At 74.1% G+C, this 11387-nt stretch carries 14 protein-coding genes; 7 read left to right on the top strand and 7 right to left on the bottom strand.

Annotated features, from left to right (window positions below):
• The 4 genes from Cch01nite_RS21860 to Cch01nite_RS21845 all read right to left on the bottom strand — a co-directional run.
• Nucleotides 1-155: cold-shock protein (locus Cch01nite_RS21860; RefSeq protein WP_239071210.1), on the bottom strand; the 155-nt coding region annotated here is incomplete at its 3' end.
• 212 nt (nucleotides 156-367) lie between these two features.
• On the bottom strand, nucleotides 368-832 hold the full coding sequence (locus Cch01nite_RS21855) for a serine hydrolase (RefSeq protein WP_203758630.1): 465 nt from the start codon (nucleotides 830-832) through the stop codon (nucleotides 368-370).
• A gap of 8 nt (nucleotides 833-840) precedes the next feature.
• The gene (locus Cch01nite_RS21850; RefSeq protein WP_203758629.1) at nucleotides 841-1560 is read right to left on the bottom strand and encodes a class I SAM-dependent methyltransferase; all 720 of its coding nucleotides are present in this window, start codon (nucleotides 1558-1560) and stop codon (nucleotides 841-843) included.
• 122 nt (nucleotides 1561-1682) lie between these two features.
• On the bottom strand, nucleotides 1683-2639 hold the full coding sequence (locus Cch01nite_RS21845) for an alpha/beta fold hydrolase (protein ID WP_203758628.1): 957 nt from the start codon (nucleotides 2637-2639) through the stop codon (nucleotides 1683-1685).
• A gap of 63 nt (nucleotides 2640-2702) precedes the next feature.
• Here Cch01nite_RS21845 and Cch01nite_RS21840 point away from each other — a divergent pair, with 63 nt between their 5' ends.
• Nucleotides 2703-3650: a helix-turn-helix transcriptional regulator gene (locus Cch01nite_RS21840; protein WP_203758627.1), complete on the top strand. Its 948-nt coding sequence runs from the start codon at nucleotides 2703-2705 to the stop codon at nucleotides 3648-3650.
• Between the two features lie 10 nt (nucleotides 3651-3660).
• Here the strand turns inward: Cch01nite_RS21840 and Cch01nite_RS21835 are convergent, their stop codons facing one another.
• A complete protein-coding gene (locus Cch01nite_RS21835) occupies nucleotides 3661-4980 on the bottom strand; it encodes a hypothetical protein (protein ID WP_203758626.1) in 1320 nt (439 codons plus the stop codon).
• Nucleotides 4981-5063: 83 nt separating this feature from the next.
• Complete coding sequence (locus Cch01nite_RS21830) at nucleotides 5064-6029, bottom strand: zinc-binding dehydrogenase (protein WP_203758625.1); 966 nt, start codon at nucleotides 6027-6029, stop codon at nucleotides 5064-5066.
• 102 nt (nucleotides 6030-6131) lie between these two features.
• Here Cch01nite_RS21830 and Cch01nite_RS21825 point away from each other — a divergent pair, with 102 nt between their 5' ends.
• A complete protein-coding gene (locus tag Cch01nite_RS21825; protein ID WP_203758624.1) occupies nucleotides 6132-6725 on the top strand; it encodes a TetR/AcrR family transcriptional regulator in 594 nt (197 codons plus the stop codon).
• Between the two features lie 71 nt (nucleotides 6726-6796).
• On the opposite strand, the gene Cch01nite_RS21820 is transcribed toward Cch01nite_RS21825, so the two are convergent.
• Nucleotides 6797-7909: a flavin-containing monooxygenase gene (locus Cch01nite_RS21820; protein WP_203758623.1), complete on the bottom strand. Its 1113-nt coding sequence runs from the start codon at nucleotides 7907-7909 to the stop codon at nucleotides 6797-6799.
• 53 nt (nucleotides 7910-7962) lie between these two features.
• On the opposite strand from Cch01nite_RS21820, the gene Cch01nite_RS21815 reads away from it, so the two are divergent.
• The 5 genes from Cch01nite_RS21815 (at nucleotide 7963) to Cch01nite_RS21795 (ending at nucleotide 11384) form a co-directional block, all read left to right on the top strand.
• Nucleotides 7963-8259: an ArsR/SmtB family transcription factor gene (locus tag Cch01nite_RS21815; protein ID WP_203758622.1), complete on the top strand. Its 297-nt coding sequence runs from the start codon at nucleotides 7963-7965 to the stop codon at nucleotides 8257-8259.
• Between the two features lie 79 nt (nucleotides 8260-8338).
• Complete coding sequence (locus tag Cch01nite_RS21810; protein ID WP_239071209.1) at nucleotides 8339-9049, top strand: histidine phosphatase family protein; 711 nt, start codon at nucleotides 8339-8341, stop codon at nucleotides 9047-9049.
• Complete coding sequence (locus tag Cch01nite_RS21805; RefSeq protein WP_203758621.1) at nucleotides 9046-9783, top strand: class I SAM-dependent methyltransferase; 738 nt, start codon at nucleotides 9046-9048, stop codon at nucleotides 9781-9783. The genes Cch01nite_RS21810 and Cch01nite_RS21805 overlap by 4 nt, the downstream gene beginning before the upstream one ends.
• Nucleotides 9784-9793: 10 nt before the next feature.
• Nucleotides 9794-10723 (top strand): phosphotransferase family protein, encoded by a 930-nt coding sequence (locus Cch01nite_RS21800; RefSeq protein WP_203758620.1) that lies wholly within the window; start codon nucleotides 9794-9796, stop codon nucleotides 10721-10723.
• A 40-nt stretch (nucleotides 10724-10763) separates the two neighbouring features.
• Entirely contained in the window at nucleotides 10764-11384 is a 621-nt protein-coding gene (locus Cch01nite_RS21795; protein ID WP_203758619.1) for an HAD family hydrolase, read from the top strand.
• Nucleotides 11385-11387: the final 3 nt, after the last annotated feature.

The following is an 11387-nucleotide window of genomic DNA, read 5'->3' as shown; positions in this document are numbered from 1 at the left end:
CCGCGCTCGCCCTCGGTGACCTCGTACGTCACGCGGTCCCCGTCGGCCAGCTCGCTCAGACCGCCGGCCAGGGCCCGGACGTGGACGAAGACGTCCTCGCCGCCGGAGTCGGGCGTGACGAACCCGAAGCCCTTGTCCGCGTCGTACCAGGTCACGGTGCCGTCCGCCCCGTCGGACGTCGCGCCCTCGTCGCGGCCGCCGACCCGTTCCGGACCGTCACGGCCCAGGACTGCTCGGGTTGACGGGTCCGCCGGCTAGGCGACGTCGGGTCGCGTCATCAGCGGCGACCGCAGGTGCAGCACCAGGTCGGGGCCGGTCAGGGGCACGGTGACCCACGTCGCGACCGCCGTACCGGTGGAGCCGTCGATCACCACCCGGACCCGGTGCGGGGTGGTGATGACGCACAGGTCGACGACGAACGTGCTCCCCTGCCAGGCGCCGGACGCGACGACCGGGCGACCGAGCGGCGAGCTCTCCCGCCACTCAGGTGGTGCACGGTGAGGCGACGTCCCTGCTCCGAGACGTCGGCCGGGACGTGGTCGGGCAGCACGTCGACCACCCGGTCGTCGAGCGCGAGCAGGCCGTCCGCGATGGCGAGCCCGACGGCGACCGAGGTGAACGACTTCGTCAGTGAGTACAGGAGGTGCGGCCGGCCGGCCGAGTAGGGCGCCGACCAGCCTTCGGCGACGACGTGGCCGTGGCGCACGAGCATGATCGAGTGCAGCTCGACGGGGCTCGCCTCCAGCCGGTCCAGCAGCGCGGTCACCGCTCGGGCGGACAACCCTGCGGCGGTGGGCGTCGCCCGTGGCAGCAGCGCGCGTCGACGAGGCATCCGGGCGCTCAGCCGCGGTGGGCCCGGACGACGACGAGCGGTCCGTCCGCCGACCAGGCACCTCGGTCCCAGTCGCCCCACACCGCGTCGACGACGAACCCCGCCGCGGTCAGCGACCGCTCGATGGCCTCGCGGCTCCGGAACGTGAGCACCTGCTCCTCGACGACGTGCTCGCCGCTCGACTCGAAGACGTTGTGCGCCGTGAGCCGCACGGCACCACCCTCGAGCTCCGTGACGTCGAACCACTCGCGCAGCGGGCCGTGCACGGTGGTCCGGACCGTGGGCTCGCCCGCCCACCGCTCCCACGCACGCGCCGCCGGGTTGCGGCTCTCGAACGCGAGGACACCGCCGGGGGCGAGGGCGCGGTGGACGTCACGCAGCGCCTGCTCCCAGTCGGCCTCTGCGATGTGCTGCGCGACGTTGCCGGTCATGACGGCCAGGTCGAACGGCCCCGGCGGGACGTCCCGGCTGTCCCCGAGCACCCACCGCACACCGTCGCCGCCCGGGCGTCGGGACGCGTGGGCGAGCATGGTCGCCGACGGGTCGACGCCGACGACCCGTCGCCCCGGCCGGGCGAACGTGACCGTGAGGATGCCCGTCCCGCACCCGAGGTCGAGGATCGACGACGCCCCGAGCTCGTCGGCCAGCGTGCGGTAGAAGTCGTGGTCGGGGCCGTCGGGGTTGTCCCCGTCGTAGAGGTCGACGAGCCGGGCGTCGTAGTCGGTCACGGCGTCAGGCTGCCAGGGAGGAGCGCGCCGACGGGATGCCGTCTCGGACGTGGATCCCGCCCGCACGCGCCACCTGCCGGCCGCGCTCGGCAGCCACCTCCTCGACGCCTGCTGACGGGGCTCTAGCCGTCCCGACGTCGCAGCCACTCGAGGATCGCTTGGTTCGTCTCCTCCGGCTTCTCCTGCTGGATCCAGTGACCGCAGTCCAGGGTGACCTCCTCGACGTCGGGCACGAACGCGGCCAGGTTCTGCGACCTCGCGACGGTGTCCCGGGCGCCGTAGATCATGAGGGTGGGCTGGTGGACGACGGGGTCCACGTCCGCCAGCAGGTGCCAGTTGCGGTCGAGGTTCCGGTACCAGTTGATGCTGCCCGTGAACCCCGACGACTCGAAGGCGGAGACGACCACGGCCAGCTCGTCGTCGCTCATGACGGGCTCCCCGCGCGGCGTCCCGGCTCGGGCGAGGTCGATCATCACCATGCCCGGCGCAGGCTCGGCGGGCGGCTCGTCCTTCCGGTACAGGTTCCGCAGGAACCGGGACGCGTTCTCGTCGAGCACGGCGTCCGCGACACCCGGCTGCCGGTTGAAGTGGACGAAGTAGAAGTCGTCCCCGAGCACGGCCTCCATGAGCTCGATCCAGGGCACCTCGCCGCGCTCCTGGTAGGGCAGGCTCAGGTTGACCACCCTGTTCACGCGGTGCGGGTGCAGCACGGCCAGCCCCCAGACGACCATGGCGCCCCAGTCGTGCCCGACGAAGGTGGCGTCGTCGTACCCGTAGTGGTCGAGCAGCGCGACGAGGTCGCCCGTCAGGTGCTCGATGTCGTAGTCCGTCACCTCGGTGGGACGGGACGAGCGCCCGTAGCCCCGCTGGTTCGGGACGATGACGTGGTAGCCCGCCGCGACGAGGGCGGGCACCTGGTGGCGCCAGGAGGACGCGTGCTCCGGCCAGCCGTGGCAGAGCACGATCGGACGTCCTGCGTGGTGCCGGCCGGCTTCGAAGACTTCGAGCTCCACGCCGTTGACGGCCACGAGCGTGGGGGCGGGGAAGTGGTGGACGGTCGGACTCGTCGGTGAGGTCATGGAGCCATCGTGGGGACCGAAACCGGTCACCTCGTGACCGGTTTCCCATGCGAGTGTTGTCCCGTGCGAGCCGACCGGCTGATGGCCGTCCTCCTGCTGCTGCAGCAGCGTGAGCACGTGACGGCGGCGGAGGTCGCCCGGGAGCTGGAGGTCTCCGAGCGCACCGCCCGCCGTGACCTCGACGCCCTGGGCATGGCCGGGGTGCCCGTGTACTCGACGCAGGGCCGAGGCGGCGGTTGGCGGCTCGTGGGCGGCGCCCGCACCGACCTGTCCGGGTTGACCGCGAGCGAGGCCCGCGCACTGTTCCTGGTCGCCGGCCCGGCGTCGGCCGCGACGCCGGCCGTGAAGGCAGCGCTGCGCAAGCTCGTGCGTGCCTTGCCGGAGCCCTTCCGGGAGCAGGCCGAGGCAGCGGCGTCGTCGTTGGTCATGGACGCGCAGCAGTGGGGATCGAGTCGGGTCGAGCACCCACCACCGCGGTTCCTCGACGAGCTCCAGGACGCCGTGATCCGCGGCGTCCAGGTCCGGCTCGGCTACGTCGACCGCGACGGCGCCCTGACCGAGCGGACCGTCCACCCGCTGGGCATCGTCGCCAAGGGGACCGCGTGGTACCTCGTCTCGCGCACCGAGGCCGGCCGGCGGACCTTCCGGGTCGACCGCGTCTCGTCCGTCGACCCGACCGACGACCCCGTGGACCGGCCGCAGGACTTCGACCTCGCCGAGAGCTGGCGTGAGATCGCCGACGAGGTCGACCGCCGACGCACACCCCTGGAGGTCCGGGCGCTGTGCGTGCCCCATGGGATCGGCGTGCTCCGGATGGCGTTCGGCGGTCGGCTCGAGGTGGGAGGTTCGACGACCGACGGCCGCATCGAGGTCGTGATCCGCGGCCAGGACGAGTACGTGCTCGCCGGGGAGCTCTGCGGACTGGTCGAGTGGCTCGAGGTGACCGGCCCTCCGGGGGTGCGGGGTCGTCTGGCCTCGATCGGCGGCGCGCTCGTCGAACGGTACGGCTGAGGCCGGCGCCTCACGAGTGCGACGGCGGCCCCTGCGGTGCGACCACCCCGGCGAAGACCATGGGCGAGTGCCGCACGAGAGCCACGTTCACGGCGTCGACGACCGCGTCGGGACTCATCCGGGCGGCGGCGGGGAGGCGCTCGTTCACGAAGAGGGTCAGCGCGCTCACGCTGCGCGGGGTCAGGGGCAGCGGGAACGTGTACGCGCCGGGCTCCTCGGCGCCGGCCGCGGCAGGCGCGCGCGTCCGGATCGGCGGGGCGGCCGGGCCGTAGCGCACGGCGCCCCCTTTCGGGTAGTTGACGTCCCTGTCCCCGGCTGCCGTGCTGATCAGGCCCACGGCGCCACCACCGGCCTCCGAGCTGACGGCCCCGGTCGTCCCGCCTCCCCCGGCGCTCAGGTCCAGCGCGTAGATGTGGTGGGGGTCGCGGCTGCGATCCTCGGGCTGCCCGATCCCCTCCTTCTTCCCCGCGACCAGACCTTCCTCGTTGATGTCGTCGACGTACTCGCGCTTGGTCAGGTGCACCCGCAGGAAGACGCCCGGGGGCAGGGACCGGACGCCCTTCTTCGCCAGCAGCGCCCGGGCCGCGGCCATGGAACCGCTCGGCGTCGCCGTCTCGCTCTCCTCGGGTGCGCTCCCGGTGCCGGGCACTGCGGCCGGGGCCGGCTTCGGGCCCGGTGCCGGCGCCGGGACGGGCACACGGTCCCCCGGACTCGGCGACTCCACCAGGTCCAGGTCGAACACGAGGTCCTCGTGCTGGTCCGGCTCGTCACGCCAGGGTGCCCGGACGGGGGCGGGGGCCGCGCGGTTCGACGGCACGGGCTGCGGTGCCGCGGCGGGGGCCGCAGGCCGGGCGAGCTCGTCCCGTTCCGCCCTGATGAGCCTGTCGAGCGTCCCGACGGCCGCCGCCTTCCGCTTGTCCAGGTCGTTCGAGGTCCAGTTCTTCTTCTGGTTCGCCCGCCACGCGGCGATGGCGGTCTCGAGCTGGGCGAGCGTCGCGGCGCGGCCCGCGTGGTCGTCGGCGCGCAGCCCGCCGTAGGCCTGCACGGCGGCCACCACGGGCGGCCAGAACGACGTGCGCGCGTTGCCGGACGGGAGGAGGACGAGGGCGGCGGTGTCCGCCTGCCAGGTCGCCGGGTCGCGCTGCACGCTGACGCCCGCCGTCAGCAGGCTGCCGACCGCGCGGTTCCCGGCGGTCCCCTGAAGGAGCAGGAGCCGCTGCGCCCCGAGGACGCCGGCCGCGGCGGGTGGGCGCGCACGGGCGTGACCCGGTCGTGCTGCTGCATCCTGGCGGTCCGTCTCGACCGTCGTGCGTCCCCCACCGATGCGCATGGTCCCCCCTCGGCATCGCACCGCCTGCGCCAAGGTTCGCGACGGACCTCGACCTGCGCAAACGGGATCCGGCATCCGGGACGTCATCGAGGCGTGAGGACGATCCGGCCGAACACGTCGCCCGCGTCCATCCGGTGGTGGGCCTCGGCGGCCGAGTCGAGAGGGAGGACGTCGTCGACGACGGCGGAGAGCCCGCCGCCCGCTGCCGCGGTGAAGGACTCGGAGCGGACCCGGTCGCGGTCCGCCACCGGGACGGTGCTCAGGCTGAACGTGGCGAACGAGCGCGACTGCTGGAACGTCTCGAGCAGGCGCACGCCGAAGTCCGCCGGCGGGAAGCCGGCGACCATGCCGACGGAGACGAGCCGCCCGTTCGGTGCGAGGCGGTCCAGGAAGGACGGCAGGTCGGGCCCGCCGACGACGTCGACGACCACGTCGAACGACGGGGGCGCCGTGGCGTCGCCGTCCCCGGCGCGGTCGAGGACGTGCGTCGCGCCGAGCTCGCGGAGCCTCGACCCGCGCCGCTGCGACGACGTCGTGACGGCGACGGCGCCTGCTCCGCCGCGCACGGCGAGCTGGACCGCGGCGATCCCGATGCTGCCTGCCGCCCCACGGACGAGGACCGAATCGCCCGGGGCAAACCGGCCGTGCGCGAGGGCGAAGTGCGCGACCGGGACCGCGCTCCCGAGGGTGACCGCCTCGACCGAGGACAGGCCGTCGGGAAGGGCGACCACGTCGGCGACCGCCGCCACGGCCCGCTCGGCGTACGCGCCGCCGACCCCGGTGAACGCCCAGACGCGACGCCCGACCCACGCCCGGTCCACGCCGTCGCCGACGCGCGTCACCGTCCCGGCGACCTCGCTGCCGGGCACCACGCCCGTGCTGGACCCGGACCGGCCGAGCGTTCCCCGGCGGATCATCGCGTCGACGCCACCGACGCCGATCGCCTCCGTGCCGATCACGACCTGCCCGGCCGCGGGGCACGGCTCCGGCAGCTCGACGACCTGCAGGCCGCTGGGGTCGCCGAACTGCTGGATCACCACTGCTCGCACGGTCCGCTCCCTCGTCCATCGCCTGAGTGACGGACGGGACGCTAACGGACGCATGAGTCCACTTGGGCGAGACTGAGAGCCGTGACCGGGCATCCACCTCACATGCTGCGCGCCGACGCGCGGGACAACCGCGACAGGACCCTCGAGGCGGCGCGCGAGCTGTTCGCCGAGCGCGGCCTCGGCGTGACCATGCGGGACATCGCGAGGAAGGCCGGCGTCGGTCCCGCGACCGTGTACCGACGATTCCCCACCAAGCAGCACCTCGTCGTCGAGGTGTTCACCGAGGAGATGCGCGCGTGCCGCGCCGTCGTCGACGACGCCTGCGCCGACCCCGACCCGTGGCGGGGACTCCGCACGGCCGTCGAGGAGCTCACCACCCTGAACGCCGACCACAGGGCGTTCGTCGAGGTGTTCCTGTCCGCCGACCCCGACCTCGAGATGCTCACCGAGCATCGCGCCGACCTCCTGCGGGACCTGGGCGGGCTCGCCGCGCGCGCCCAGGCGGCCGGTGCCCTGCGCCGGGACTTCGTCGTCGGCGACCTCGTCCTCGTGCTCCTCGCCGCACGCGCCCTGCCCTCCGGACCCTCGGCCGACCACGCCGTCGCCGCACGCCGGCTGGCGGCGCTCGCGATCGACGCCTTCCGCGCCTCCGGAGCGCACAGCGCCCTTCCGCGTCCGCCCCGGCTGACCGCGTGAGCGCACGAGCCCTGAGCACACGCCACGCTCTCGCGCGCCGGTGAGCTCCCTGCTCACGCTGCTCGACGAGCTCAGGCTTGCCCCGCGTGCGCAATCAGCCTGCCGGCCGGGCCACGCAGCGCCCGAGCTCGACCGCCGAGACGAGCCGCGATGCGGGCACCGACGTGCGCCGCGTCGCGGCCGACGCCGCGCAGGGTGCTCGAGGAGAACGAGCGCTGCATCTCCAGCCCGACGAACGCCAGGCCGGGCACCGTTGTCGACACGCCGCCTCGGTGGGTCGGCGCATCGTCACCCAGACCGAGCGGCCGCAGGTGCTGGAGGGCGGGTCGGAAGCCGGTCGCCCACACGATCGCGTCGAGCCGCTGCGTGGCGCCGTCGGCCCAGCGTGCGCCGGTCTCGTCGAGCGCCTCGAACATCGGGCGCTGACGGATGCGACCTGCGGCGAGCGCAGCCGCGTAGCCGCCAGGGTCGAGCACCGTGGTCGTGCGGACGAGTCTGCGGGTCACGGCGCCGGGCGCGATGTCGAGCCCCGACCGGTGCAGCCAGAGGTGCACGTCGCGTCCGGCGATGCGTTGCGGGCGGAACCTGATCGGTGATCGCGTCACGAGCGTGACGTCGGCGACGGCTGCCAGCTCGTGCGCGATCTGCACGGCGGAGTTCCCGCCTCCGACCACCGCGACCCGTCGGTCCGCGAACGCGGCGGGTGAGCGGTAGGCGCCGGAGTGCAGCTGCGCACCGCCGAACAGGCCGGCCCCGGGGACGACCGGGATCTCGGGCCGGGTGAAGGCGCCGGTCGCCGACACCACCGCGCGTCCCCGGACCACATCTCCCGCCTCCGTCGTCATCGCGAAGCCCTCCGGGTCGTGATCGACGGTCGCGACCGTCGTCGCACACCGGATCTCGACGTCGAGCAGGTCGGCGTACTCGCGCAGGTACGCCACGACGTCGTCGCGGGCGGGGTAGCGATCCGGGTCTCCGGGGAACGGGAGCCCGGGGAGAGCACTGAAACGGGCGGGCGAGAACAGCCGCAGGCTGTCGTAGTACCCGGGCCACGAGCCGGTCGGCTGCGCACGGGACTCCAGCACCACGGTGTGCAGACCGTGACGCCGCAAGGCCCGAGCACTCGCCAGGCCGGCCTGGCCGGCACCGATCACCACGACGTCCCAGAGCGTCTCCGCCACCATCCGGAAATCATATCGGCATATTCCGATATGTCGATACGAACTACGATGCAGGCGTGAGCACGCCCCCCACGCTCGGGACCGAGACGCAGGCCTTCCTCCGAGCGATCGCCAGCCCGACCCGGCAGTCGGTCCTGCTCCTGTTCTCCGAGGGCGTCGAGCTGTCCGTGAACGACGTCGCCGCCCGGGCGAACCTCGGGCAGTCGACCGCTTCGGAGCAGCTCGCCCAGCTGCGCGCCGGTGGTGCGCTGGCCGCGCGACGCGAGGGACGGGCGACGTTCTACCGGGCCGACCGGGAGGGAATCGCGAAGGCCCTCGCAGAGATCCAGGCCTACGTGCAGTCCTGCTGCTGACGTCCACCGGAGCGACGCCCCGTTCCGGTCGGTCCGCCATGGATCTCACTCTCGGGTCAGGTCGTGGCAGGTTGAGCCCGTGAACGCGTCACCGGGAACCATCCCTCCCCCGCCGATCCCCGGTCGGGTGCCGCCGCGCGAGCGCACCGTCAGCGTCGTCACGCACCCCGAGGCGACGCACCACGTCGACGGCCTGGTGGGGGGCCAGTTCGACTCGGCCCTGACCCCGCGCGGGGAGCGGGAGGCGGTGGCGATCGCCCGGGCGCTGCGCGACCGCATCGACGGGTCGGCCCAGGTCGCCGTCGTGACGTCGGACCTGCAGCGCACGCGCCGGACCGCCGCCGTCATCGGTGACGCGCTGGGCGTCGACCCGACGCTCGATGCGCGGCTGCGGGAGAAGTCGTACGGCGAGGCGGGCGGGCGACCGCAGGCGTGGCTCGACGCCCGGTTCGTGCCCCCGCCGGCCGTCGGCGACCGGCTCCGTCACCACGAGGGCGTGGCGGGCGCCGAGACCCGGCTCGACGTGGCCGTGCGCGTCTACCTCGCGATGACGGACCTGCTCGCGCAGGACGTCGACGAGCTCGTGGTCGTGACCCACGGCTTCACCGCCGGCCTGGTCGTCGCCGCCTGGATCGGGATGCCCGTCGAGGCCGCCGGCCACGTCGCCTTCCCGGTGCCGTCGGGCAGCATCACGACGCTCCGGGAGGACGGGTATTTCCACAACCGCGCCGTCGTCACCGTCGGCGACGTCGCCCACCTGCGCGACGGCGCAGCTACGGTGCCGCGGTGAGCGCCGCCGACTTCTACACCGGGATCGTCGCCGACGTGTACGGCCTGCTGCGCGGGACGCACTTCGACGCCGCGCCGTACCTCGCGTTCGTCCGGGCCGAGGGTGAGCCCGCGCTCGAGCTCGGGTGCGGCGACGTCGGACCGTTCCTCGAGCTCGTCCGGCAGGGTCTCGACGTCGAGGGCGTCGACTCGTCGCAGGACATGGTGCGCCGGTGCCTCGAGAAGGCCGCGGCGGAGGGCCTGTCGCCGGCGGTGCACCACCAGCGGATGGAGGACCTCGCCCTCGACCGCAGGTTCCGGGCGATCTACCTCGCCGGCCCCACGTTCAACCTGCTGCCCGACGACGCGACGGCGGCGCGGGCGCTCGGGGCGATCGGGCGTCATCTCCTGCCGGGCGGAGCCGCGCTCGTCCCGCTGTGGACGCCACCGCCGACGCCCGACGACGAGATCGGCCGCGTCCGGGAGGCGGTGACGGACGACGGCTACCGCGCGACGTTCGCCGTCGTCGGCGAGGTCCACGACCCCGCGACGCGGACCCGCACGAGCCGTGTCCGCTACGAGCTCGGCGACGCCGACGGCGGCCAGGTCCTCGAACGCGACTGGATCCTGCACTGGTACGCCTCCGACGACCTGGCGCGCATGGTGGCCGAGGCGGGCCTGACGATCGAGTCGGTCACCGAGCCCGCGCCCGACGAGCAGGTCGTGACCCTGCGGCCGAGCGCTGCCGGCGCCTAGATTGCGCGGGGTGGACCTGTCGCATCTCGGCACGCCGGTCGGGCCGATGGTCCGGGTCGACGGCGGGTTCGCCCACCGGACGTACCGGCTCGACACCGACCGGGGGTCGTTCGCGGTCAAGGAGCTGAACCTCGACGACCGCCGCCGCACCTCTCCCGTCGAGGACGTGCTCAGGTTCGAGCGGGCCGCCTTCGCCGCCGGCATCCCGATGCCGGAGCCGATCTCGGCCGGCCCCCGCACCCTCGTGCACCGGTGGGTCGTGGGCGAGCGGGTGCCCGAGGCGCCGGTGTCACGCGCGTTCGCGTTCGAGATCGGCGAGATCCTCGCGCGCCTCCACGCGCTCGACGTCCCCTGGGACGACATGACCGTCGAGGAGCCGGCACCGCGGGACTGGCCCGAGCTCGCCGAGCGGGCGGTGGCGACCGGGCAGCCGTGGGCCGGCGAGCTCACCGACCACGTCGAGACGTTCCTCGCGATCGCCGACCTGATCGACACGTGCGAACGGCCGGGCCCCGCCGTGCTGAGCCACCGGGACATCCACCCGTGGAACCTGCTCGCCCGCGAGGGCCGGCCGGTGGTGCTCGACTGGGAGCTGTCCGGCACGCTCGACCTGTCCGCCGAGCTCGGCTCGACCGCGCTCAGCCTCGCGAAGGGACCCGGCTTCGACGACGTCGAACCCGACGTCTTCCGCTCGGTCCTCGACGGCTACGTCGCCGGGGGTGGGACGCTGCCGGCGTCGGGTCCGAGCTGGTTCGTGTCCATGATCGGCGGCTGGTCCGGACACACGAGGTGGAACATCCTCCGGTGCCTCACGGACGTCGAGACCGGGACCGGCCCCGACCTCGCGCTGTCGCACGAGGTCGTGCGCGACGGCGTGCACGGCCTCCCCGACCTGTTCGGCCGGCTGCCGGAGCTCGAGACGGCGCTCCTGCGGCGGTGACCGGGCGCGTGGCGGCAGGCCACGCACCTAGCATGGCCCGATGCACAGGGACGCGGTCGTCGCGCGCGCGAGCACACCGGAGCACCTTCGACCTGCGGACCGTCACGTCGCGCTGCTGTTCGACTGGGACGGCACGGTCGCCGACAGCCAGCAGGTCAACTTCGAGGTCCTCCGCACGGCGCTCGACGGGGTCGGCCTGACCCTGGACCAGGGGTGGTTCGACGCGCGCACCGGGGTCTCGTCCCGGGAGATGGTGCGCATGGTCGCCGACCTCGCGCAGACCGACGTGGACGTCGACGCCGTCGCGGCGGCCCGCGACCGGGTCTTCCTCGAGCGCGTCGACGAGGTCGGCGAGGTCCGGCACGTCGTCGACGTGCTCCGGGCCGAGCACGGGCGCCGGCGGACCGCGCTCGCGACCGGCGGCACCGCCGCGACGGTGCTCCCCACGGTGCGGGCGCTGGGTCTGGGCTCCCTCTTCGACGTGACCGTCACCCGGGGCGACGTCGCGCGCGGGAAGCCCGCCCCCGACATCTTCCTGCGGGCGGCCGAGCTCCTGGGGGTCGACCCGGCGGGCTGCCTGGTCTACGAGGACAGCGACGAAGGGCTGCAGGCGGCGCTCACCGCGGGCATGGACGCGGTCGACGTCCGTCCGCTGCGCTGAGGG

The organism is Cellulomonas chitinilytica, assembly GCF_016862675.1.
GTDB lineage: Bacteria > Actinomycetota > Actinomycetes > Actinomycetales > Cellulomonadaceae > Cellulomonas > Cellulomonas chitinilytica.
The sequence above is the reverse complement of the archived record's forward strand: the minus strand, read 5'-3'. Positions and strand labels throughout refer to the sequence as shown.

Excerpts from the sequence above, each read along its gene's own strand:
- Cch01nite_RS21835 (WP_203758626.1), bottom strand. The coding sequence starts at position 4,980 with ATGCGCATCGGTGGGGGACGCACGACGGTCGAGACGGACCGCCAGGAT.
- Cch01nite_RS21855 (WP_203758630.1), bottom strand. The coding sequence starts at position 832 with ATGCCTCGTCGACGCGCGCTGCTGCCACGGGCGACGCCCACCGCCGCA.
- Cch01nite_RS21845 (WP_203758628.1), bottom strand. The coding sequence starts at position 2,639 with ATGACCTCACCGACGAGTCCGACCGTCCACCACTTCCCCGCCCCCACG.
- Cch01nite_RS21820 (WP_203758623.1), bottom strand. The coding sequence starts at position 7,909 with ATGGTGGCGGAGACGCTCTGGGACGTCGTGGTGATCGGTGCCGGCCAG.
- Cch01nite_RS21795 (WP_203758619.1), top strand. The coding sequence starts at position 10,764 with ATGCACAGGGACGCGGTCGTCGCGCGCGCGAGCACACCGGAGCACCTT.
- Cch01nite_RS21825 (WP_203758624.1), top strand. The coding sequence starts at position 6,132 with ATGCTGCGCGCCGACGCGCGGGACAACCGCGACAGGACCCTCGAGGCG.